24 protein-coding genes and 1 pseudogene are annotated in these 22,375 nt (G+C 68.7%); 6 read left to right on the top strand and 19 right to left on the bottom strand.

The genetic code is table 11. From position 1 onward, the window contains the following. Positions 1-117 precede the first annotated feature (117 nt). The 4 genes from ACFY0K_RS38985 to ACFY0K_RS38970 all read left to right on the top strand — a co-directional run bounded on the left by ACFY0K_RS38985 (position 118) and on the right by ACFY0K_RS38970 (position 3,182). Positions 118-309 (top strand): hypothetical protein, encoded by a 192-nt coding sequence (locus ACFY0K_RS38985; RefSeq protein ID WP_390643828.1) that lies wholly within the window; start codon positions 118-120, stop codon positions 307-309. Between the two features lie 65 nt (positions 310-374). Further along, positions 375-1,766 carry a phage major capsid protein gene (locus ACFY0K_RS38980; protein ID WP_390643827.1) on the top strand — a complete coding sequence of 464 codons (1,392 nt, stop codon included), beginning with the start codon at positions 375-377 and terminating at the stop codon, positions 1,764-1,766. An 88-nt stretch (positions 1,767-1,854) separates the two neighbouring features. Further along, positions 1,855-2,232 carry an HNH endonuclease gene (locus tag ACFY0K_RS38975; protein ID WP_390643826.1) on the top strand — a complete coding sequence of 126 codons (378 nt, stop codon included), beginning with the start codon at positions 1,855-1,857 and terminating at the stop codon, positions 2,230-2,232. A 383-nt stretch (positions 2,233-2,615) separates the two neighbouring features. Continuing rightward, positions 2,616-3,182, top strand: a complete 567-nt coding sequence (locus tag ACFY0K_RS38970) for a transfer protein spdA (protein ID WP_390643825.1) — start codon at positions 2,616-2,618, stop codon at positions 3,180-3,182. Between the two features lie 535 nt (positions 3,183-3,717). Here the strand turns inward: ACFY0K_RS38970 and ACFY0K_RS38965 are convergent. Both ACFY0K_RS38965 and ACFY0K_RS38960 read right to left on the bottom strand, forming a co-directional pair. Continuing rightward, entirely contained in the window at positions 3,718-4,107 is a 390-nt protein-coding gene (locus ACFY0K_RS38965; protein ID WP_390643824.1) for a pentapeptide repeat-containing protein, read from the bottom strand. Between the two features lie 490 nt (positions 4,108-4,597). Continuing rightward, on the bottom strand, positions 4,598-4,900 hold the full coding sequence (locus ACFY0K_RS38960) for a hypothetical protein (protein WP_390643823.1): 303 nt from the start codon (positions 4,898-4,900) through the stop codon (positions 4,598-4,600). A gap of 141 nt (positions 4,901-5,041) precedes the next feature. Between ACFY0K_RS38960 and ACFY0K_RS38955 the strand changes: the two genes are divergently transcribed. Beyond that, positions 5,042-5,269 carry a winged helix-turn-helix domain-containing protein gene (locus ACFY0K_RS38955; protein ID WP_390643822.1) on the top strand — a complete coding sequence of 76 codons (228 nt, stop codon included), beginning with the start codon at positions 5,042-5,044 and terminating at the stop codon, positions 5,267-5,269. 55 nt (positions 5,270-5,324) lie between these two features. Here the strand turns inward: ACFY0K_RS38955 and ACFY0K_RS38950 are convergent. The 14 genes and pseudogenes from ACFY0K_RS38950 to ACFY0K_RS38885 form a co-directional block, all read right to left on the bottom strand. Continuing rightward, positions 5,325-6,056 (bottom strand): annotated as a pseudogene (locus ACFY0K_RS38950) (magnesium chelatase domain-containing protein); the annotation flags it as partial. Position 6,057: 1 nt separating this feature from the next. After that, on the bottom strand, positions 6,058-6,549 hold the full coding sequence (locus ACFY0K_RS38945) for a YraN family protein (protein ID WP_390643915.1): 492 nt from the start codon (positions 6,547-6,549) through the stop codon (positions 6,058-6,060). Positions 6,550-6,625: 76 nt separating this feature from the next. Next, positions 6,626-6,934: a DUF2469 domain-containing protein gene (locus ACFY0K_RS38940; RefSeq protein WP_008745401.1), complete on the bottom strand. Its 309-nt coding sequence runs from the start codon at positions 6,932-6,934 to the stop codon at positions 6,626-6,628. A 56-nt stretch (positions 6,935-6,990) separates the two neighbouring features. Beyond that, the gene (locus ACFY0K_RS38935) at positions 6,991-7,506 is read right to left on the bottom strand and encodes an NUDIX hydrolase (protein ID WP_351959664.1); all 516 of its coding nucleotides are present in this window, start codon (positions 7,504-7,506) and stop codon (positions 6,991-6,993) included. Next, the gene (gene lepB / locus ACFY0K_RS38930) at positions 7,496-8,281 is read right to left on the bottom strand and encodes a signal peptidase I (RefSeq protein WP_390643821.1); all 786 of its coding nucleotides are present in this window, start codon (positions 8,279-8,281) and stop codon (positions 7,496-7,498) included. Before lepB (ACFY0K_RS38930) ends, ACFY0K_RS38935 begins: the two co-directional genes overlap by 11 nt. Before the next feature lie 115 nt (positions 8,282-8,396). Continuing rightward, positions 8,397-9,359, bottom strand: coding sequence for a signal peptidase I (gene lepB, locus ACFY0K_RS38925; RefSeq protein WP_390643820.1), 963 nt, complete (start codon positions 9,357-9,359; stop codon positions 8,397-8,399). Beyond that, complete coding sequence (lepB, locus tag ACFY0K_RS38920; protein WP_390643819.1) at positions 9,259-10,401, bottom strand: signal peptidase I; 1,143 nt, start codon at positions 10,399-10,401, stop codon at positions 9,259-9,261. The genes lepB (ACFY0K_RS38925) and lepB (ACFY0K_RS38920) overlap by 101 nt, the downstream gene beginning before the upstream one ends. Next, on the bottom strand, positions 10,394-11,101 hold the full coding sequence (gene lepB / locus ACFY0K_RS38915) for a signal peptidase I (RefSeq protein WP_390643818.1): 708 nt from the start codon (positions 11,099-11,101) through the stop codon (positions 10,394-10,396). The genes lepB (ACFY0K_RS38920) and lepB (ACFY0K_RS38915) overlap by 8 nt, the downstream gene beginning before the upstream one ends. A gap of 83 nt (positions 11,102-11,184) precedes the next feature. Further along, on the bottom strand, positions 11,185-11,535 hold the full coding sequence (rplS, locus tag ACFY0K_RS38910) for a 50S ribosomal protein L19 (RefSeq protein ID WP_351323547.1): 351 nt from the start codon (positions 11,533-11,535) through the stop codon (positions 11,185-11,187). A gap of 136 nt (positions 11,536-11,671) precedes the next feature. Then, positions 11,672-12,505, bottom strand: a complete 834-nt coding sequence (gene trmD, locus ACFY0K_RS38905) for a tRNA (guanosine(37)-N1)-methyltransferase TrmD (protein ID WP_390643817.1) — start codon at positions 12,503-12,505, stop codon at positions 11,672-11,674. Further along, a complete protein-coding gene (gene rimM / locus ACFY0K_RS38900) occupies positions 12,502-13,047 on the bottom strand; it encodes a ribosome maturation factor RimM (RefSeq protein ID WP_388601988.1) in 546 nt (181 codons plus the stop codon). The genes trmD and rimM overlap by 4 nt, the downstream gene beginning before the upstream one ends. 99 nt (positions 13,048-13,146) lie before the next feature. Then, positions 13,147-13,386, bottom strand: coding sequence for an RNA-binding protein (locus tag ACFY0K_RS38895; protein ID WP_003973401.1), 240 nt, complete (start codon positions 13,384-13,386; stop codon positions 13,147-13,149). A gap of 5 nt (positions 13,387-13,391) precedes the next feature. Next, a complete protein-coding gene (rpsP, locus tag ACFY0K_RS38890; protein ID WP_352363426.1) occupies positions 13,392-13,811 on the bottom strand; it encodes a 30S ribosomal protein S16 in 420 nt (139 codons plus the stop codon). Positions 13,812-14,099: 288 nt separating this feature from the next. Then, positions 14,100-14,696, bottom strand: coding sequence for a hypothetical protein (locus ACFY0K_RS38885; RefSeq protein WP_093498845.1), 597 nt, complete (start codon positions 14,694-14,696; stop codon positions 14,100-14,102). Between the two features lie 584 nt (positions 14,697-15,280). On the opposite strand from ACFY0K_RS38885, the gene ACFY0K_RS38880 reads away from it, so the two are divergent. After that, the gene (locus tag ACFY0K_RS38880) at positions 15,281-16,156 is read left to right on the top strand and encodes a class I SAM-dependent methyltransferase (protein ID WP_390643816.1); all 876 of its coding nucleotides are present in this window, start codon (positions 15,281-15,283) and stop codon (positions 16,154-16,156) included. Between the two features lie 98 nt (positions 16,157-16,254). Here the strand turns inward: ACFY0K_RS38880 and ftsH are convergent, their stop codons facing one another. The 3 genes from ftsH to ACFY0K_RS38865 form a co-directional block, all read right to left on the bottom strand. Then, positions 16,255-18,198 carry an ATP-dependent zinc metalloprotease FtsH gene (ftsH, locus tag ACFY0K_RS38875; protein WP_390643815.1) on the bottom strand — a complete coding sequence of 648 codons (1,944 nt, stop codon included), beginning with the start codon at positions 18,196-18,198 and terminating at the stop codon, positions 16,255-16,257. Between the two features lie 49 nt (positions 18,199-18,247). Then, positions 18,248-19,795 (bottom strand): signal recognition particle protein, encoded by a 1,548-nt coding sequence (gene ffh, locus ACFY0K_RS38870; protein WP_390643814.1) that lies wholly within the window; start codon positions 19,793-19,795, stop codon positions 18,248-18,250. 93 nt (positions 19,796-19,888) lie between these two features. Continuing rightward, on the bottom strand, positions 19,889-22,345 hold the full coding sequence (locus ACFY0K_RS38865) for a [protein-PII] uridylyltransferase (protein WP_390643813.1): 2,457 nt from the start codon (positions 22,343-22,345) through the stop codon (positions 19,889-19,891). Positions 22,346-22,375 lie beyond the last annotated feature (30 nt).

Here is a 22,375-nt window from a genome sequence, read left to right as displayed (position 1 = left end):
CGCTTGCGCGCCTTACCCGCCGACCCCAGGCCGGCTGAAATAGCGAATTTCTTCGCACCCAACCACCTACGGAAATCCGCAGGTGTTCCCAATTCACGAGAAAAACAGGGATTCTCCATGCCCAAGCAAGCACCTCTTGAGTACGCGTCGCGAGTGCATCCCGGTGATGCCCGCTCCCAGATGATCAGCGCCATGGTAAAGCGCGGCATTCCGCTGGATGACGCGGAAAACATGGTCACGCGCTGGCTCGCCGATCCGGAAACGCGCCGAATGCTCACTGGTGAGCCTGAGAACCGCCCCGCCGCCTAAGGGCTGGCCATTCCCTGCCGCTAGTCGGGACGACATACCGGCGTCCCCTGGAAGGAAAGAAAAGCATGAGCAGGCTAGACCTGATTGATGATCTCCGCATCAAGCGCGACGAAGCAAAGCGCTCCATGGACTTCATTCTTGACCGAGTGAAGCGAGGAAACCGCGCGTTCTCTGATAGTGAGCGCCAGGTATTCGACAAGCGCACAGCGGAAGTAGAGGCGTTTAACCAGCGTATCGAGGAGCTCGAAGAGGCTCAGCGCATGGATGATTCCGCCGCTGAAACAGCCCGCCGCTTTGCCCCTGGCGCTGCCGCCCGCAACAACTCTGGAGTATCTATGCCGACCGCTTCCGCCCGTATCACCTCCGAGCCCGCCGTTTACCGCCGGGATTCCAAGGACACGTCATGGTTCCTTGACGCGTACGCAGTCAGCAAGAGTGGTGATTCTGCGGCCCGTGAACGCCTCCAGCGGAATGCGCGCCAGGTAACCGACCAGCGCAAGCAGGAAGGCCGTGCGCTGAGCACCACGAACGGCGCGGGTGGTGAGATGGTCCCGCCGCTCTGGATGGAATCCGAGTGGATCCGCCTCGCTCGATCGAAGAGGGTCACGGCGGATCTTGTGGTTAACGAGCCGCTTCCGGCCGGAACGGACTCGCTGAACATCCCTAAGGTGGCCACGGGTACGGCTACGGGCCTTCAGGGCACGCAGAATACCGCCGTGACTCAGGTGGATATGACGACTACGGCGATTACCGCGAATGTGCTGACCCTGGCGGGTTCGCAGGTGATCAGCCTTCAGCTCGCAGAGCAAAGCCCCTTGAACGTCGACACCGTAATCCTCGGCGATTTGGCCGCTGATCTTGCGACCAAGGTGAACGCGCAGGTAATCAGCGGCTCGGGTACGGGCGGAAACGCCACTGGCATACTGACCCTCGCGGGTACCGGTCAGGTGAGCTGGACTGGCACCGATGGGGCCACTTTCCAGGCTGCCGTACTCAAGGCAATTGGGCAGGTATTCGCGTCCACCTTTGAGGCTCCTGACTCGCTGGTGCTGGCGCCCCGTCGCGCAGTCTGGTTGATGGCCCAGAAGGATTCGACCGGACGCCCCCTGCTGGTTCCGGCCGACAACGGCCCGACGAATTCCATGGGTGTGCTGGCGCCCCTGCTGGCCACGGAGGGCCCTATCGGCCGCTTCTGTGGGCTGAATGTGTACATTGACGGCGGGATACCGTTGACGCTTGGTGGTTCCAGCAACGAAGACCGCGCGATTGTGATGCGCAGTTCCGAGATCCGCCTTTGGGAAAGCCAGCCGAAGTTCGAGGTGTTCCCGCAGACCTACGCGGCTAACCTCTCGCTCCTGGCCCGAGCCTACGAATACATGGCCTTTACGGCTGCACGGTATCCGGGCGGTGTGTCGGTCTTGAGTGGTTCCGGCTTCACGTCGACGAACACCCTGTAAGCGCTGGCGCGCACAAACTGTGGGTCAGTCATGCAGCCTCGATCCCGCTGTGTGACTGGCCCACTGCGCAGGAAAGACGGTATTGCTCATGCCAAAAAGACCCTGTCTGAATTGCGGACGCCTCACTTCGAACCCCTCTCGCTGCGATACCCACCAGAAGGAATGGATGGCAGCGCGCCAGCGTGAGCGTGACGCAAAGCGAGGCAGTGCAAGCCAGCGAGGATACGACGTCACCTATCGCAGGGTGCGTGCGCAGGTGCTCAGGGGATGGCGAAACCAGAACGGTGAGTGGTGTCCAGGGTGGGGAGTGTCAGCGCACGCCGCGCAGGATCTCACGGTTGACCACATCATTCCGCTGGTTAAAGGCGGAACGCACCACAGAGAAAACCTCCGCGTGCTGTGCCGGTCGTGCAATTCCCGGCGTGGATCTAAACCAGATAACCAGGGTGGTAGCTACGCGCTGTAGCCGCATACTCATGCGGAATTCTCGCATAAAGGCGCGACATGTATGCCACCCCTCCCCCCTAGTCCAATCTCTAGCAAGATCGTTCCGGGGACCCGGCCCATCACCCAGAGACACACCGCTGCGAAATTCAAGGGGTGGGGGTCTGGCCGAAATAGTCGTCGGTTCACGCATAAACATACGAAATTCGAGCCGGCGAGCCCGTTCTGACGCTCCATCAGCTCACTAAGTGTAAATGACTCCGGGGATTCGCGGCCCCGGTTGGCCGGTCGGTTCCTGGCGCTTTCCTGGCGCGCTAGTTGAGCCGACCGGCCTCTTTCATGCCAGGAAAAGAGACGAAATTGAAGACTAACGCTTTCCTCAAGTGGTCGGCGCTACTCGCTGCTATGTATCTGTCCTACAGCGCCGAATACGGCCTGGCGCTGGAATGCGGATTCAGCCGGTTCACTGCCCCGGCCTTTCCCGTCGCCCTGGATCTGTTCATGATCTGGTCCATTCGCCAGCGTCGAGCCGTGGCCGCTTCTGTGCTAGCCGTTGTGGCATTCAATGTGGCCGCCCATGTCCCGCTGTCCGGCCGGTGGCTTATGGCCGTGACCGTGGCCGCTGCCATCGCCGCTCCGCTGGTCGTGTGGGCAATGCATGTCCGGCCGCGTGTACGTGCCCCTGAGGGCCGTTCGGCCATTCCGGCGGACGGGAACCCCAGCGAGGCAGTCAACGGCCCGCACGTGGCCGCTGAGAGGCTTCCTGAGTCGGTGATCCCGGATGACCTCTGGCAGGATTTTGAAGACAGCGCGCCGGACGTGGCCGACAATGACCGGCCGACCCCGGATGACGTCCGTTCCGCCGTGTCCACGCTGGCCGCTTCCGGTGTCCGCGTGACCGGTGCCTCTATCGCCCGGCATTTCGGAGTGTCCGAACGGACCGGCCGCCGTTACCTGGCAATGGCCGCATGAGATGAGCCCCGTACTGGCTTCCTGCCGGTACGGGGCTTCCCTGTGTCCGGAGCACCGTTGGCACCTGAAAATCCCAGGTTTTCGCCGGCGTGGCCTCTTAGGTGTTCTGACCTGCGGTTTTTTCTGGAGGTGCGTTTGCGGCTGGTTGTACGTGCGCTAACACAGCGCCACCTCAATCGCGACTCGTGAACTGTGCTTCCGTCTTCCAGACTTGCAGTGGAAGACATTGCCGCTTCAAATTAATTGGGCCATTTGGCCCATCCGCATGGCTTGCCGCCCGCGTAGCATGGATTGGCAAGTCTTCAGCAAGGCTGTGAAACAGCCACCGGCTGACCTACTGCCAGCCTCAAAGCACAAACACGTGTGCCTGGGGATAATCGTGAACAGCATCCCACGCCGACGGCTACCTGAAGTTCTCGGCGCATCATTCCTGACCGCATTCCTTGCCTTTTCGGTTGGCGCGCCTGCCGCTACAGGGGCGCCTCAGGCTCCTGCCCGCCCAGCATCAGCAGTGCAGGACGATAGCGGGGGCGGCTCAGACCAAGGCAGTGGTGACCAATCCAGCAGTGACCAGAGCGGCAGTGATCAGAGTAGTTCCAACCAGTCCAGTGCCGATCAGAGCGGGTCGGGCCAGAACAACACCGATCAAGGCTGGGGCACCGGCCAGGACAACTCCAGTCAGGGCAATATCAGCCAGGACAACTCCAGTCAGGGAAACACCAGCCAGGGAAACACCAGTCAGGGAAACACCAGCCAGGGAAACACCAGCCAGGACAACTCCAGTCAGGGCAATATCAGCCCAGGCAACAGCAGCCAGGGAAACACCAGCCAGCCCAGCAGCGTGCTGGGTGTCAGCCATCAAGCGGGGGTACAGAATCCATCCGCCAATGGTCAGTCCATGTCGCAAGGTCAGCAGACGCAACATGAATCGACCTTGCAACACAGTAAGGGGAACCCCAAGAGCAGGCCGCTAAGCGGGTACCGCGAGGTGCACGCTCACCCAGGGCAACACCCAATTCCGAAATCCCACAGCACGCCCACGTACATTATGCACAAGGGTTGCGATAAGGTCGGCGACACTGGTGTATGCGCCGGATCTATCTACCACCCTGAGTACAAGGGGCACGAATGGACACCCCGGTGGAATTTCGTCGCTCCGAATGTGGGTCCGGGAAAAACTTATCACCAACTGAAAAATACAATCCGGCAGATACAGTGCGGAGTGCAGACGGTTAAGGGAAAGAGCTGCACTGCGTCGCATAAGTGACCGGTGCACAGGAGACGCGAGCTGGCCAACCGGCTGGCCCCGAGGAGTGGCCTATATGGCGCTGAGAGCGCCTGAGAGCACGACAGAGCCCCGTAGGGACTCTGGGAGTTCCCGGGAGCCTCCACGGGGCTTCTGCGCGTTCCTGGTCCTACTCGGCGTTGAGCCGTTCGCCCCGCATGCGGGCAACGTCGACCACGTCCGCCAGGCACTCAGCGGTACGCCGGAGCATGAACACGGCTTCTGCTGCTGTCAGGCGAGCGTCCGGCCCCCACATCGGCTGAACCAGACCCAGGACCGTTGAAGCGTTCGTCAGGTGCTGCTCCTCGATCTGATCCGCCATCAGAGACAGCATGCTGTTCGGGTCATCGGTCGCGAGGAACGCAGGCTTCCCGCTGTCTGTCTTCCACGGCAACCGGCGGAGCCCGGAAACAGCTTCGGTAGTCTCGCCCATAGGACACGCTCCGTTCGTGTCTCAGCCCCTGAACTGTCCCAGCCCGGACGGTTCAGGGGCGTTTCTGTTTGGCCTCTCAGACTAGCTCGGTAGCTGACTACCTCGATAGCGTGTTGGGTGAATTGGTCGCAGGCTGACTAGGTGGAGATCAACAGGGCTGAGCCGCATTGGCCACAGGTGGCAGCGGAGATCCGGCGGCGTATCCAGAACGGCACCTATCGCGCTGGCGAACGTCTGCCGGGAACCGTGGCGCTTGCGGTCGAATTCAACGTGTCCCAGTCGACGGCATCGCGCGCGCTGGCGAGCCTCCGCCCTGATGGCCTGGTGTACGTGGTCAGCGGCCGTGGCTACTTCGTGGCGGACGCATAAGACCAGGTCAGTCGGTGTGCAGTGACCTGCTGCTAGTCTTACTCCTTCGCTGTGCACCTGCGCCGGGCGGGCCCTTGAAGAAGACGTGGTGGCGTCCGGCGGCGGCCACCTCCAGGGCGGCCCGGGCGACGTGCTGGCCGGCGACGTCCGCGAGGTCGGGCGCGTGGTCGCCGGTGGCCGTGCCGGTGCCGAGTCCCATGCCGGGCAGGGCGAGCCCGGCGAGGAAGGGGTCGGGGCGGATCTCGCCGGGGACGGGCTCCTCGTCGGGCACCGGCTCGTCGGTGAGGACGGCGATCAGCTGGCGCAGGCTGCGGACGCCCAGCACGGACACCCCGGGCACCAGCGAGGCCTCAGGCACGGCGTTCTCCGGCACGACCACCTGCTCGTACCCGGCGTCGGCGGCGGCCAGCACGGCGGGCAGGATGCCCCGGACCGGCCGGACCCGGCCGTCCAGGCCCAGCTCCCCGATCATCACGATCTCGGCGAGCACCCGGGGGTCGATCCGCTCGGCCGCCCCGAGGACGGCCGCGGCCACCGCGAGGTCGAAGCCGCTGCCGCTCTTCGGCACGGATGCCGGGCTCAGCCCGACGGTGAGTTTCTTCGACGGCCAGGAGGCGCCCGAGTTCACCACCGCCGCCCGGACCCGGTCCCGGCTCTCCGTCAGGCTCTTGTCCGGCAGCCCCACCAGGGTGAAGGCCGCCACCCCGGGTTCCAGGTCGGCCTGGACCTCCACCACCACGCCCTCGACGCCCACCAGCGCCACCGAGCAGGTCCGCGCGAACCCCATCTCACGCCACCCCCCGGACGTGCTCGACCACGGGTGCCCCGCGCTGCGGCAGCAGCACGCCGACCACGTCGATGCGGACGCCGCCCGGCGGGGCCCCTCCGTGGGCGTGGATCCAGTGTTCCGCGAGGCCGCGCAGGCGCTGCGCCTTCTCCGGGGAGACCGCGGCCATGGGGTGCTCGAAGACACCCGCCCGCCGGGTCTTGACCTCGCAGACGACCAGGACGTCGCCGTCCCGCGCGACGATGTCGATCTCGCCCGTCCTGCCGCAGCGCCAGTTGCGCTCCAGGACCGTCAGACCGGCCTCGGCCAGCCGCCGTGCGGCCAGCGTCTCGCCGTACCTGCCGAGTGCGCTGCGTGCCTGATTCGTGCGTGCCTGATTCGTGCGTGCCTGATTCGTGCGTGCCTGATTCGTGCGTGCCTGATTCGTGCGTGCCTGATTCGTGCGTGCCTGATTCGTGTTCATGTCGGCACCACCTCCGGCGCCAACGGTCAGGCATCCCCCGCCAAGAAGTTGATCTTGGTGAGTTACTCAGCGGTTGTGGACAACTCCGTCACCCGTGCGGGCTACCTCAGCCGCCCGGAAGTTCCAGGTCGGTCTTGTTCAGCTCCTCGATGTTCACGTCCTTGAACGTGAGGACACGGACCTGCTTCACGAAACGGGCCGGCCGGTACATGTCCCAGACCCAGGCGTCCGCCATGGACACCTCGAAGAACACCTCGCCCTGGACCGAGTGCACCTGCATCTCGTAGTCGTTGGTGAGGTAGAAGCGCCGCTCGGTCTCGATCACGTATTTGAACAGACCGACGACATCGCGGTACTCCCGGTAGAGCTTCAGCTCCATCTCGGTCTCGTACTTTTCGAGGTCCTCGGCGCTCATGGCATGTTCCCCTTCAGCCGTGCGATCCCACCATTGTGCGCCAGTCCCGCGCGCCCCTAGACGATTTCCGTGTCAAGGGTGACGGGCCCGGCGGGGGGACCTTCGTCGAGCAGCCTACGGAACAGCTCGGCGAGTCTGGTCGGATACACCGTCTCATGTGCCCGGGTCAGTTCCTGGCACGTCCACCAACGTGCTCCGGCCACACTGCGCCGCTCCAGCTCGGTCAGGCCCGTGGCCTCGGTGACCGTCTGCGTCGTACGGGCCAGGTAGTACCACTCGTCCTGGTCCCAGCGGCGGCCCGCGAACGGGAAGGAGCACGTCCGGCGCCACAGCACCGGACCGAGGTCGACGTCGGTGATGCCGGTCTCCTCGGCGAGTTCCCGCAAAGCGGCCTGCTCACGGGTCTCGTCGCCCTCCAGGCCGCCGCCGGGCGTGAACCACCAGTCGTCGGCCGGGTCGTCGGGCTCGTGGCCGTGCAGGAGCAGGATGCGGTCCTCGGGGTCGAGCAGGACCACCCGGGCCACCTTGCGCAGGCCGCCCTCGGGCGCCTCGGGCAGTGCCTCAGCGGGCACCGGCGGGCTCCGTCCTGGCCCGGCTGCGGGAGCGGCCCAGCAGGTTCGCGACCGGGCCGTAGGCGCCGCCCGCGAGGACCAGCACGCCGCCGGCCACGATCATGAACTCGATGATGCGCAACGGGCCGGGCTGGGAGAGCGCGCCGAGGGTCTCGAAGCCGGTCGGGCGCTTGAGCAGCCCCTTCATCGGCCAGATCACGGCGTCCACCCGGGCGGTCACGGCGGTACGGGCGACCGTGCCCTTCGCGGCGTCCGTGAGGTGGGCGGTGGAGTCCAGGGAGCCCTGGCGCTCGTCGCCGAGGAGGAAGAGCCGGCCCTTGGGGACGGTGACGGTGGGGAAGCCCTGGAGCTCCGCCTGGCTGCCCGCCGGCAGATAGGGCTCGTCGATCTGCTTGCCGTTGACCGTCAGCTTGCCGTTCGTGCAGCAGGCCACCGTGTCGCCGCCGACCGCGACCACGCGCTTGACGACGTCCGCGTTGGTGACCCAGCTCTTGTCCTTGAAGACGACGACGTCGCCCCGGCGCACCTCGCCGCCGTCGATGCGCTGGCCGAGGACCCGGTCCCCGGCGTCGATCGTCGGCGTCATCGACGTGGTGGGCACGGTGTACGGCCGGTAGACGACCGCTCCCCAGCCGAATCCTCCGAGGAACAGCACGATGCCCAGGGCGACGGCGATCCCGGACAGCCGCTGTCCGAGCCTGCTGCCGGCCTGTGCCGCGCTCGTGCTGGTGCCTGCGCCGCCGCGCGGAGCCGTACGTATCGTGCTGTCGCCCATGAGGCCGCACCCTACCCGGCGGTACCGGGCAGGGGCAGCCCTTCTTCGGCACCCCTGGTCACAAGCTCCCCAAGGGCTTCACACAGGACGGTCGGCATGGGCGTGCGGGACCCGGTCAGCGCTTGCCCGCGGCCGCACGCGTGTCGAACTTCCGCTCGATGCGGTCACCCCGGCGGCGGCGCCACACCGCGACCGGGAGCACGGCGGCGACGGCCGCGCCCTGCGGCGCCACCGTGAGGGAGGCCGCGGCGGACGACTGCGTGTTGATGCCGCTCTGGTCGAAGGTGTCCGGGATCGGCAGCGTGCCCCAGCGGTTGATCGGCCAGGCCTTGACGATGGCACGGCCGACGACGTCCTTCACCGGGACCATGCCGTGGTGCTTGTCGGACTGGTTGTAGCGCGAGTCGCGGGAGTTCTGGCGGTGGTCGCCCATCACCCAGATGTAGCCCTTGGGCACGTGCACCGTGAACTGGCCACCCTGGTCGTCGACGCTGCACGGGGTGTTGCCCGGGTACACATAAGGCTCGCTCAGCGCATGGCCGTTGACCATGAGCGGGCCGCTGCCCTTGCAGGAGACGGTGTCGCCGCCGACGCCGATGACCCGCTTGATCAGGTCCCGCTCCTCGGCGGACGGCATCAGGCCGATCCAGCTGAGGAACGTCTGGATCGCGTTCGGCTGAGCCGTGGGCTCGCCCGCCAGCCAGTCGTCCGGGTCGTGGAAGACGACGACCTCGCCGCGCTCCGGCTTGGAGCCGAACCACGGGGTGAGCTTGTCGACCAGGACCCGGTCACCCTGCTGGAGGGTGTTCTGCATCGAGTCCGACGGGATCGAGAAGGCCTGCACCAGGAACGTCTTGATCAGCAGCGCCAGCACCAGTGCGATGACGACCAGGATCGGCAGCTCCTTCCAGAAGGAGCGCGGTTTCTTCGGTGCGGGCGCCGCCGAACCGCCCGGGTCCCCGTCCGTGCCCGAGCCGTCACCGCCGGAGTACGGACCGTCTGCCGGGGTGCCGTCGCCACCGGGCCCGGTGCCGTTCCCGGAGGTCAAGGCGCCGTCTGCGGGGGAGACATTCTCCACGGGGCGCCCGCTGTGCTCCTCGCCGTCGTGTCCCGACCGTGCGCCAACCGCCACATCCCCCACGCCAACTCCTTACTCCGTGCCGCCGCCTGCGCCATCCCCGGCGCAGGCCCACCACTCCCATAACGAGCGGGAGTTCCGCAGGGGTCGGGAGTTGGATGTATCCGTTCGGATCGTCGGAGGCAACCCTATGCGACAGCCGGGGGACCGCGGTCGACCCCGACCCGGAGTCAGAAACGCTTGCGAAGGTTTTAGGTTCGTCGAGCTTGGTCCAGTGCCCGATGGGCCAGCCGATCATCATGGCCCGGCCCACCACGGAGGTCACGGCCACCGTGCCGCCGTAGTCGGTGTCCTGGTGGGCACGGGAGTCGGCGGAGTTGCCGCGATGGTCGCCCATCACCCACAGCCGGCCCTTCGGCACGGTGATGTCGAACGGCTGAGCGGAGGGGACGTTCCCGGGATACAGGTAGTCGCCCTCGGTCAGCGGTACGCCGTTGACGGTCACCCGGCCCTGTGCGTCACAGCACTTGACGTGGTCGCCGCCGACGCCGATGACCCGCTTGATGAGGTCCTTCTCGTTGGCGGAGGGCAGCAGGCCGATGAAGGTGAGCCCTTCCTTGACCTGCTTGACGCCGACCGGGTCGTTCGCCTTGGTGGTCTGCTCGTCCGCCAGCCAGCCGCCGGGGTCGTGGAAGACGACGACGTCCCCGCGGTGCGGCTGCCACCCGAACCAGGGCGTGAACTTGTCCACCAGGACGCGGTCGCCGATCCGGATCGTCTGTTCCATGGAACCGGACGGGATCACGAAGGCCTGGACGAGGAACGTCTTCAGCACCAGGGCTATCAGGACGGCCACGCCGACCAGCAGCGGTATCTCCCGCACCGCACTGCGCCGTCGCTTGCGCTTGACCTTGCGCTGCAGCTTGCGCCGCTCCGCGCGGGAGCGGCCGCCGGACGACCCTGAGGCACGCCGGGCCCCGGTCGGCAGCAGGTTGGCGGTGGCGTCGACCGGCACGCCGCGCGGTCGGCCGCGGTTACCCATGGGACGCTCCGGCGGCCGGCACGCGCGCGTAGGCGGCGGGACGGACGAGACGGGTCCAGTGGGCGTACGGCCAGACGATCCAGTCGGCCCGGCCGACGACCCTGCTGACGGGGATCATGCCGCCGCCGGGCGAGCCGAGGTGGTCGCGGGAGTCGCTGGAGTCGCTGCGGTGGTCGCCGAGAACGAAGAGCGTGCCGTCGGGGACGTCGACGTTGAAGGGCACGGTGGAGGGGGTGTCCCCCGGATAGAGGAACGAGGTCTCGTCGACCGGCCGGCCGTTCACTTCGATCCTCCCCTTCTTGTCGCAGCAGACCACGTGGTCTCCTCCCACGCCGACGACGCGTTTGATGTAGTCGGCGTCCCCGAAGTATCCGGAGCCGTCGAACACCACGACATCTCCCCGGCGCGGCCCGGCACCGAAACGGTACGCCAACTTATTTACGAGAACGCGGTCCCCGATCCTCAATCCCTGTTCCATGGATCCGCTGGGAATCTGGAATGGTTGCGCCACGAAAGTGTTGAGGACGAGCAAAAACGCCAGGCAGGCGAAGAGGGTGAGGGTGATCCAGCCGCCCGGCAGCCAGTCGGTGACCCGCTCGGTGGCGCGTGCCACCAACGCGAAACGCGACCGGTCCTCCGCGGCCTCGGGTTCGGGGCTGGAGGAGCGGTCGCGCTCCGTGTGCTGTGCTTCGGTGTCCATCGGGGCCAGATGCTATCCGGCGCCGATGAGACTCCTTCTTACCGGCTCGTCCGCCTGCGGCTTCCGAAGGCCGGCACGCGAGATCAGTTGTCGCGCTTCTCCTTGATCTTCGCGGCCTTGCCGCGCAGGTCACGCAGGTAGTACAGCTTGGCGCGACGCACGTCACCGCGGGTGACGAGCTCGATCTTCTCGACGATCGGGGTGTGCACCGGGAAGGTGCGCTCGACGCCGACGGAGAAGGAGACCTTGCGGACCGTGAAGGTCTCGCGGACACCGCTGCCCTGACGGCGGATCACAACGCCCTTGAACTGCTGCACACGGGAGCGGTTGCCCTCGATGACGCGGACGTGGACGTTGACGGTGTCACCCGGGCGGAAGGCCGGGACGTCGCTGCGCAGCGACGCGGAGTCGACGGTGTCGAGCAGGTGAGACATTTCGTCTGCTTTCCTCGCTGATGCCACAGGTCATCAACGGAAACTAGGTGTTCCATGGGGTCTGTCGCGCGGGTCGGGGCGGACGTCGTGTCCCCCTGTGGCAGGGGCGCACGCCGGACGGACGCACAACAGCGGCCTATTCTTCCACGCCCTGTGGCCTGCGCCAAAATCGGCCGTGGGGTCCGCCCTCCGGGTCCGGGGCCCAGCCCAGGATGGAGAGCATCTCCCGGTCCTTCTTGTCGAAGCCCTGGGGGTCGCAGCGCTCGATCAGGTCGGGCCGGTGGGCGGTAGTCCGCTTCAGGGCCTCGTCGCGGCGCCAGCGGGCGATCTTGCCGTGGTGACCGCTGAGCAGCACGTCGGGGATGTCCCGGCCGCGCCAGACGGGCGGCTTGGTGTAGACGGGGCCCTCCAGGAGGTTGGCCATGGCGCCCGGCGCGAAGGAGTCGTCGCGGTGCGACTCGGCGTTGCCGAGAACACCGGGCAGCAGCCGCGCCACGGCCTCCGTGATCACCAGTACGGCCGCTTCGCCGCCGGCGAGGACGTAGTCGCCGATGGACACCTCGTAGACCGGCATCCGGGTGGCGTACTCGTCCATGACCCGCCGGTCGATGCCCTCGTAGCGGGCCGGTGTGAAGATCAGCCAGGGGCGTTCGGAGAGTTCGACGGCGAGTTCCTGGGTGAAGGAACGGCCGCTGGGGGTGGGGACGATCAGCGCGGGGGCGTGCGCGCCGGTCTCGTACCCGTCGGCGAGGACGGTGTCGAGGGCGTCGCCCCAGGGCTCGGTCTTCATGACCATGCCGGGCCCGCCACCGTACGGCGTGTCGTCGACCGTGTTGTGCCGGTCGTACGTCCATCCGCGCAGGTCGTGCACATGGACGTCGAGCTGTCCACGCGCGCGTGCCTTGCCGACCAGCGAGACGTTCAGGGGCTCCAGGTACTCGGGAAAGATCGTGACGACGTCGAGCCTCATGCGTCGTCGTCCCTGGACGAGACGGTCTCCGCCCGGTCGTCGATCAGGCCGGGCGGCGGCGCGATGACGGCCCGCTGCTCCTCCAGGTCGATCTCGGTGACGATCTCCGCCACGAACGGGATCATCACCTCGCTGCCGTCGGGCCGCTCCACGATGAACAGGTCCTGGGAGGGCAGGTGCGAGATCTCGGTGATCCGGCCGACCTCGATGCCGTCCTCGGTGACCACGTCCAGGTCGACGAGCTGGTGGTCGTAGTACTCGTCCTCGCCCTCGGGCAGCTCCTCCGGGTCGATCTCGGCGATCAGGAGGGTGTTGCGCAGGGCCTCGGCGCCGGTGCGGTCACTGACGCCCGCGAAGCGCAGGAGCAGGCGGCCGCTGTGCACGCGGCCCGTCTCGATGGTGAGCGGTCCCACGCCGGCGGGATCGGTGGCGAGTACGGCGCCCGGCCCGAGCCTGAGCTCCGGCTCGTCGGTACGTACCTCGACGGTGACCTCGCCCTTGATGCCGTGGGCGCGGCCGATCCGTGCGACTACGAGCTGCACTGTGCCTGTTCTCCTGTCATCTCCTGCTCGACCTGCTCATACGGCTCGGGCCGGGGACGGCCAGTGGCCCTCCCCGGCCCGAGCCGGTTGCGATAAGCGTCAGCGGACGTGGTCGACGTCGACGAGGTCGACGCGGACTCCGCGACCGCCGATGGCGCCCACGACGGTGCGCAGGGCACGCGCGGTGCGGCCGTTGCGGCCGATCACCTTGCCGAGGTCGTCGGGGTGCACCCGGACCTCCAGCACGCGCCCGCGGCGCAGGTTGCGCGAGGCGACCTGCACATCGTCAGGGTTGTCGACGATGCCCTTCACGAGGTGCTCAAGCGCCTCTTCGAGCATGCTGCTCAGGCCTCGGTCGACTCGGACTCAGCCGCGGCCTCGTCCTTCTTCTCAGCCTTCTTCTTCTGGGTGATCGCCTCACCCTTGCCCTCGTCGTCACCGCCGAGCGCCTCGAACGACGGACGCGTGGCCTTCGGGGCGGCCACGAGCAGCGGCGCCGGGGCGGCCTCGCCCTTGAACTTCTGCCAGTCGCCGGTCTTCTTCAGGATGGCGAGGACGGGCTCGGTCGGCTGGGCGCCGACGCCGAGCCAGTACGCCACGCGGTCGGCGTCCACCTCGATGACCGACGGGTTGTAGGTCGGGTGGTACTTGCCGATCTCCTCGATCGCACGGCCGTCACGGCGGGTGCGGGAGTCGGCGACGACGATGCGGTAGTGAGGCGAACGGATCTTGCCCAGACGCTTCAGCTTGATCTTGACTGCCACGGGAGTGGGTTCTCCTGGATTTGACGTGGTTGGGCACGGCGAGACTGCCGCGTGGGGTTGCGGTACCCGAGTGCCCGATGGACGCGTCAGCCGGAGGAGAGAGGGGTCCTGTGCGGCTGTCGAGTACAGCTAGCCATTGTGCCATACCCCGCGGGTCGCTCTGGGCCGGCGGGTGAATGGCCGGCTTCGGGCATGCCGGAGAGGCACCCGGCGTGGAGGTGAGGTCACGTCGGGTGCGCTGACCGGATCGGGGTGGCGATGGCTGCGGCTGCCACGAGCAGCCGTGGCCTATGCCGCGCCCACGACCTCCGGGATGCGGAACGGCTTGCCGCAGCCGCCGCAGACGATGGGTGCCTGCGCCAGGACCGACGGGACCACCCGGACGTTGCGGCCGCAGTCGCACACCGCCTTGACGCGGACGCCGCCGCCGGACGAGCCGTGGCGGGCGGCGGGGCCGCGGAAGGTGCGGGAGGTGTCGGCGGACGTGGCCACCGTGTGCGCCTTGAGAGCGCGCTGCAGTCTCTCGATGGTCGGGCGGTAGCGTCGCTTCGCCTCGGGGTTGAGCGTGACCAGCGAGAAGCCGCTGCTGGGATGCGGCTCGTCGGGATGGTCCAGGCCCAGCTCCTCGGCGATCGCGAGGAATCGGCGGTTGTGGTAGCGGCCGGCCCGGGAGGTGTCGCGGACTCCACGGGAGGCGGCGATGCCGTGGACTGCCTCATGGAGCAGCCGTTCGAAGGAGAGCTCGTGACCGCACGCGGACGACGACTCCCCGATCAGGGACTCTGGCGCGGCAAGGTCGGGCAGCTCGGGGTGGTACCGCTGAATGTCGGCCCACGCCTCTGCCAGCTCTGCGGCGAGAACAGGTGGTGTCTGTGTCGTGCTCACGTAATGAGAACGAGCGGGAGGGCCCCTGTGTTCCTATTCCGGGGCATCCCAAATAATTTGCACGTACCCGTCAGTTGCCGCTGATGCGTGGAGACGAGCACGGGTGCGCTGATCTGCGGAGAAGCCTCACAGCTCCTACCAAGCCGGTGCGTAGTCTGACGTACGACCCGTCACGTATCCCTGGTCCGGACGCATGGACGACGGAGGTCGACGGATGCGCAAGAGGCGTTTCGGTCGCTCTCGTGGCCGGGTCTCATCCCGGTCAGCGTCCGCGGCGGCGCCGACGTTACTGGCAGCCCGTCGTCACCCGGCACCGCCCCGGCTCTGACGCGCTGACATGTGCGCCCACCGCACCCGCCGACCATGGCCAGAACCGCCGTGTCGTGGGTCCGATGGTAGAGCCCCAAGTTGCCGGGATGTGAAATCTCGCCACAGTCACAGCCCACGTACAAGCGGTGACCCGCGACCTCTGGACGCCATCGCGAGCCCGGAGTTATGTGGCATAGGTGGGAAGTGCGAGCGCACGGCACGGGGGCCACGGAATCGGTCAGTGCGTAACTCTCGGCGGATTGGGGCGCTTACCTATGACACCTACGCTCGTGCGGCACCACCTGTCTCACGTGGACTCACCACCCCGTGTGAACCTGGGCGCACGCGCGCGTGACTGGTCCGAGATCCAGGAGCGCATGCTGGTGCCGCTCTACGAGACCGTCCACGAGCGACTCGAAGTGGGTCCGGCCACCCGGCTGCTCGGCCTTCGCTGCGGTTCCGGTCTCGCCCTGCTGATGGCGGCGGCCAGAGGGGCCGCGGTCACCGGAGTCGACTCCTCCCCCGAACGGCTCGCCCTCGCCCGTGAGCGTCTGCTGCCCGAACCGGCCCCGGGCGCACGCGCGCGTGGCCGTGCCGCCCGGATCGGTGCCGCCCGGATCGTCGAGGGCACGCCCCGGAACGCGGCGGCCGCGCAGGCACCGGCGTACAGCCTGATCACCGCCTTCGACCCGATCGGCTGCCGGGCCGGCGACGCCGAACGGCTCGGTGACCTGCTGGCCGAGGCGACTCCCCTGGCGGAACCCGGGGCCGCCGTGGTGCTGACCGGCTGGGGTCCGCCGGAGCGGTGCGCGACCTCGTCCGTGCTGCGGGTGGCGGCGAAGTTGGCCGATCCTTTGCGGAGCTCGGGAAGCTGGCGTCCGGCGTGCCGGGACGATCTGGAGGAGGTCGCCCAGCGGGCCGGCCTGCGGATCGACGGGTCCGGGCGGGTGTCCTGCCCGTTCGGGTACGCCGACGCGGACAGCGCGGTGCGGGGGCTGTTGTCGACCGGGCTGTTCGATGCGGGGATTCTGGCGGTCGGCGAGGAGCAGGTCGGCAAGGAGCTGGCGGAGGCGCTTCATCCGCACGTGTGTGCCGACGGCACGGTGTGGATGCCGAATGTGTTCCGGTACCTGATCGCACGGGTGCGCTGACGCTTCGCGGGGGCCGCCGTGTTCGGGTGCGGCGCCGTGGGGGCTGGTCGCGCAGTTCCCCGCGCCCCTTTGGGGCGCTGGAACCGGGGCGCTCAGAATCAGGCCTCGTCCAGGTCCTTGGTCAGCCTCGTGATGCCCGCGATGCGGTACGCGTCCGCCTCCTCCAGGGTCTCGTTCTCCAGGAGGGCCTGGGCCAGGGCGTCCAGCTGGGGCCGGTGGTCCTGGAGTTTGCGGCGGGCCTCGTCGTAGCACTCGTCGACGATGCGGCGCATCTCCGTGTCGATGACGTCGAGGGTCTGGGGCGCCGCGGCGAGACCGTAGGCCTGCTGGGCGTCGCTGGGGAGGGCGGAGAGGCGGCCGACCTCCTCGCTCATGCCCCAGCGGGAGACCATTCCGCGCGCGATGCCCGTGACCTGCTCCAGGTCGCTCTCCGAGCCGGTGGTGATCACGCCGTAGACGACCTGCTCGGCCGCCATGCCGCCGAGGGCGCCGATGATCCGGCCGCGCAGGTACTCCTCGGTGTACGCGTATTTGTCGGCGTCCGGCGTGGAGAGCGTGACGCCGAGGGCGCGGCCGCGCGGCACGATGGTGATCTTGCGGACCGGGTCGGCGCCGGGCTGGAGCATGCCGAGCAGGGCGTGGCCGCTCTCGTGGTAGGCGGTCCTGCGGCGCTCCTCCTCGGGCATCACCAGCGGCCGTTCGGCGCCGAGCTGGACCTTCTCCAGGGCCTCGGAGAGGTCGGACTGGGTGACCTTGTCCTGTTTGCGCTTGACAGCGAGCAGGGCGGCCTCGTTGGCCAGGTTGGCCAGTTCGGCGCCGGTCATGCCCGGGGTGGTGCGGGCGACCTGGGCGAGGTCGACGCCCTCGGCGAGCGGGATCTGGCGGGTGTGGATCTGCAGGATGGCCTCGCGGCCGGTGCGGTCGGGAGGCGAGACCTGGACGACCCGGTCGAAGCGGCCGGGGCGGGTGAGCGCGGGGTCGAGGATGTCGGCGCGGTTGGTGGCGGCGATGACGATGACGCCCTCGGAGCCGGAGAAGCCGTCCATCTCGGTGAGGATCTGGTTGAGGGTCTGCTCGCGCTCGTCGTGGCCGCCCATGGAGGCGCCGCCGCCGCGGGCCCGGCCGATGGTGTCGATCTCGTCGATGAAGATGATGGACGGGGCGACCTTGCGGGCCTCGGCGAACAGCTCGCGCACGCGGGAGGCGCCGACGCCGACGATCATCTCGATGAACTCGGAGGCGGAGGCCGAGAAGAAGGGCACGCCCGCCTCGCCGGCGACGGCCCGCGCGAGCAGTGTCTTGCCGGTGCCGGGCGGGCCGGCGAGGAGCACGCCCCGCGGCATCTTGGCGCCCATCCTGCGGTAGGCGTCGGGGTTCTTCAGGAAGTCGACGACGTCGTTGAGCTCACCCTCGACCTCGTCGATGCCGGCCACGTCCTCGAAGGTGGTCCGCTGTTGACCGGGCTCCAGTTCGACCGGCTTGGGCGGCGCCTTGCGGCCCAGCATGCCGCCCGCGCCGCCGAGGCCCGCGCTCATCCGGCGGGCGATGAAGACCCACACCGCGACCAGGATGATGATCGGCGCCAGGGAGATCAGCAGATTGGCGAGAAAGCTGCGGTGCTGGACGACCGGTTCCGCGGTGACCGTCACGTTGTGCTTGGTCAGGCTGGTCCAGAGGTCGTCCCCGGCGAAGGAGGGCCGCTCGGTGTTGAACTTGGTGTAGTTCCCGCCGCCCTCGGGGTTCTTCTGCTCCCTCTTGAGCTGGCCCTGGATCGAGTCGCCCTTGGCGTAGATCTTCTCGACGTTGCCCGCGTTCACCTGCTTGCTGAACTCGGTGTACGAGATCGTCGGCTCGTTCGCCTGGTCGAAGTACGACAGCACCAGGTTGGCCAGCAGGTACACGACCAGGGCGGTGACGATCAGCCGCCACCAGCCGCCGTGCATCCGCCGCCCGCCGTTCGGTGGCTTGGGCGGCTCCTCGGGAGCGCCCTCGGTGCGCCAGGGCTGGTCGGGCGACTTGCGCGGCGGGGCGGGGTTGGTCATATGCGGACCGTACGGCACGGACCAACCCCTGGCACCCGCACAGGTGAACTCAGCCCATGAACTTCTTGAACTCGTCCGGCAGCTCGAAGTCCTGGGCGCCCTGCTGCGGGAGTCCGAAGGCGCCACCCTGCCCGGCGGCCTCGCGGCGCTGGGCCTCCTCCAGCTCCTGCTGCTTGCGCTTCATCGGGTTGCCGGAGCGCTGCTTGCCCTTGGCCTGCTTCTGCTGCTTCTTCTGCCGGCCGGGGCCGCCGCCCATGCCCGGGATCCCCGGCATGCCCGGCATCCCGCCGCCCTGGGCCATGCGGGACATCATCTTGCGGGCCTCGAAGAACCGCTCGACCAGGTTCTTCACCGCGCTGACCTCGACACCGGAACCCTTGGCGATACGGGCGCGGCGCGAGCCGTTGATGATCGTCGGTTCCTGGCGCTCGGCCGGGGTCATCGACTTGATGATCGCGGCGGTGCGGTCGACGTCCCGCTCGTCGAGGTTCTGGATCTGGTCCTTGATCTGTCCCATGCCGGGCAGCATCCCGAGGAGCTTCGAGATGGAACCCATCTTCCTGACCTGTTCCATCTGGGCCAGGAAGTCGTCCAGGGTGAAGTCCTGGCCCTTCTTCGACGCCAGCTTGGAGGCCATCTTCTGGGCCTCTTCCTGGCTGAACGTCTTCTCCGCCTGCTCGATCAGGGTGAGCAGGTCACCCATGTCGAGGATGCGGGATGCCATGCGGTCCGGGTGGAAGGCGTCGAAGTCGTCGAGCTTCTCGCCGTTCGACGCGAACATGATCGGCTTGCCGGTGACCTGGCGGATGGAGAGCGCGGCACCACCGCGGGCGTCGCCGTCGAGCTTGGAGAGCACGACGCCGTCGAAGCCGACGCCGTCGCGGAAGGCCTCGGCGGTGGTGACGGCGTCCTGGCCGATCATGGCGTCGACGACGAAGAGGATCTCGTCGGGCGAGACGGCGTCCCGGATGTCGGCCGCCTGCTGCATCAGCTCCTGGTCGATGCCGAGCCGGCCGGCGGTGTCCACGATCACGATGTCGTGGACCTTGGACTTCGCGAACTCGATGGAGTCCTTGGCGACCTTGACCGGGTCGCCGACGCCGTTGCCCGGCTCGGGCGCGTAGACCGCGACACCGGCGCGCTCGGCGACCACGCTCAGCTGGTTGACGGCGTTGGGGCGCTGCAGGTCGGCGGCGACGAGCAGCGGGGAGTGGCCCTGCTCCTTGAGCCAGCGGCCGAGCTTGCCCGCGAGGGTGGTCTTACCGGCACCCTGGAGACCGGCCAGCATGATCACGGTGGGCGGCTGCTTGGCGAACCGCAGCCGGCGGGTCTCGCCGCCGAGGATCGTGACCAGCTCGTCGTTGACGATCTTCAGGACCTGCTGGGCCGGGTTGAGCGCCTTGGAGACCTCGGCGCCGAGCGAGCGCTCCTTGACGTTCTTGATGAACGTGCGGACGACCGGGAGGGCCACGTCGGCTTCGAGGAGCGCGATGCGGATCTCCCGGGCCGTGGCGTCGATGTCCGCTTCGCTCAGACGCCCTTTGCCGCGCAGATTCTTGAAGGTCGCTGAAAGGCGGTCGGAGAGAGTGTCGAACACGGCGGCGTCGGTCCTCGGAGTCGGGGTCGGTGAGCGTCTTCCAGGGTATCCGGCCGCGCAAGGAAGTGGTCCCCGCCTTGCACAGTCGTGCGATCAGCCCCTCAGCGTCTCCTCCAGCTTGCGCGCCACGGAGGCCGCCTCCTCCGCGGGCAGCGGCGCGTGGTCGGTGCCGGTGACGTAGAAGGCGTCGACGGCGTTGGAGCCGAGCGTGCTGACGTGCGCGCTGCGCACCCGCACCTCGGCGTCCTCCAGCGCCCGCCCGATCCGGTACAGCAGGCCCGGTGCGTCCTGGGCGCGTACCTCGAACACGGTGGCGTGCCGGGAGGCCGCGGAGGCCACCGTCACGCGCGGTGGCGGGGCCACCCAGCCCCGGCGCCGCGGGTAGGCGGCGTCCCGCTCCGCGAGGCGGCCCGCGATGTCCAGGGAGCCGTCCAGCGCCCTCACGAGGTCGGCCCGCAGGCGGGCGGCCTGCGGCAGGGAGCCGTACTCGGCCGCGACCCGCCAGTCGAGCAGCAGGACCGTGCCGTCGTCGACGTCGTCCGGGAGCCGGACGGCGCGCAGCTCGGCGGTGCGCACCGTCAGGCGGTGCACGGCCAGCACGCCGGAGACGGCCGGGAGCACGCCCGGCTGGTCGGGTACGGCGATGAGCAGTTCGACGCCGAGCGGTTCGGGGTCGCCGGCCTGCTCCTCGTCGGTGGCGGCAGGCTCGGTCTGGGCGCGCAGGGCGAGGACCGGGGCGCCGGTACGGAAGGCCTCGATGGCCAGCCGCTCCTGCTCGGCCGTGGGCGCGCCCGGCTCGGGCTCGTCGGCGGTGTCCCCCGCGAGGACCGCCGATACCCGTTTCACCAGGTCGGCGACGAGGGAGCCGCGCCAGGACGACCAGGCCGCCGGGCCGGTGGCCAGCGCGTCGGCCTCGGTGAGGGCGTGCAGCAGCTCCAGGGTGCCCTGGGTGCCGACCGCGTCGGCGACCAGGCGGACCGTGGCCGGGTCGTCCAGGTCGCGCCGGGTGGCGGTCTCGATGAGCAGGAGGTGGTGGCGGACGAGCGTGGACAGGACCGCCACGTCGCCGCGGTCGAAGCCGATCCGCGCCGCCACGTCCTTGACGATGATCTCGCCGGCCACCGAGTGGTCGCCGGGCCAGCCCTTGCCGATGTCGTGCAGCAGGGCGGCGACCAGCAGCAGGTCGGGGCGGTGGACACGGCGGGTGAACTCGGAGGCGCGCACGGCGGTCTCGATGAGGTGCCGGTCGACGGTCCAGACGTGCACGGCGTTGCGCTGCGGGCGGCACCGGACCCGCTCCCAGTCGGGCAGCAGGCGGGTGATCAGGCCCTCGGCCTCCAGCGCCTCCCAGACCTCGACGGTGGGGCGGCCGGAGCCGAGCAGGGTGACCAGCTGCTCGCGGGCCTCGGCGGGCCACGGCGTGGGCAGGGGGCGCGCGGTGGCGGCCATGCGCCGTACGGCGTGCAGGGAGAGCGGAAGGCCGGCCTGGGCGGCGGCGGCCGCGGCGCGCAGCGGGAGCACCGGGTCGCGTTCGGGGCGGGCGGCGCGGGCGAGCACCACCTCGCCGTCCTGCTCCACGACGCCCTCGGCGAGCGGGGAGCGCTCGGTGACCGGTTTGCCGCCGCCCAGCATGGCGCGCAGCCGGGGCCGGACGGCGCGCGAGCGCAGGACGCGCCCCACTTCGCGCCAGGTGACGTCACTGGCGTACGAGATGACGCGCGCGGCCTCGTAGACCTGGCGAAGCAGGGTGTCGGCGTCGAGGAGGTCCAGTTCGGCGGCGACCTGGTCCTGCTCCTGGAGCGCGAGGCGGTCGGTGGCACGGCCCGTGGTCAGGTGCAGGGCGTCGCGGACGTCGAGGAGGCGCCTGCGGGCGTCTGCGAGGCCCTCGCGCGGGGCGTCGGCCAGCCAGGAGGCGGCGACGGCGCGCAGGGCGGTGGCGTCCCGGAGGCCGCCGCGGGCCTCCTTCAGGTCCGGCTCCAGGAGGTACTGCAGCTCGCCCTGGCGTTCGGCGCGCTCGGCGCACAGCTCCTGGAGCTCGGGGAGTCGTTTGGGCGCCTGGTTGCGCCAGTCGGCGAGGATCGCGGTGCGCAGTGCGGAGGTGAGGCCGAGGTCGCCGGCGATGTGGCGGGCGTCGAGGAGGCCGAGCTGGACCTTGAGGTCCTCGCCGGCCGTCTTGCGGGCCTCGGCGGGTGTGCGTACGGAGTGGTCGAGGGCCAGGCCCAGGTCCCAGACGGGGTACCAGAGCCGGTCGGCGACGGCGGCCACGGCTCCGGAGTCGGCGCCGTCGTGCAGCAGCAGGAGGTCGAGGTCGCTGCGCGGGGAGAGTTCGGCGCGGCCGTAGCCGCCGACGGCGACCAGGGAGACGCCGCCCCTGATGCCCTCGGTCGCCGCCGCGAACAGCCCGGTCAGCCATTCGTCGGTCAGCTCGGCGAGGGCGGTACGGCGCGGCGGCCCGGACCGCGCCCCCTCGGTGAGGAGGCGCAGCCGGGCCGCCGCGTAGCCGCTGGGTCCCGCGTTCTCCGCGTCGTTCCGAACTTCCGTACCCGTCACCCAGCGACTCCTGCCTGTATTCAGATGGTT

The organism is Streptomyces sp. NPDC001507 (genome assembly GCF_042894765.1).
Taxonomy (GTDB): domain Bacteria; phylum Actinomycetota; class Actinomycetes; order Streptomycetales; family Streptomycetaceae; genus Streptomyces.
This window is presented reverse-complemented; position numbering and strand designations above follow the sequence as displayed.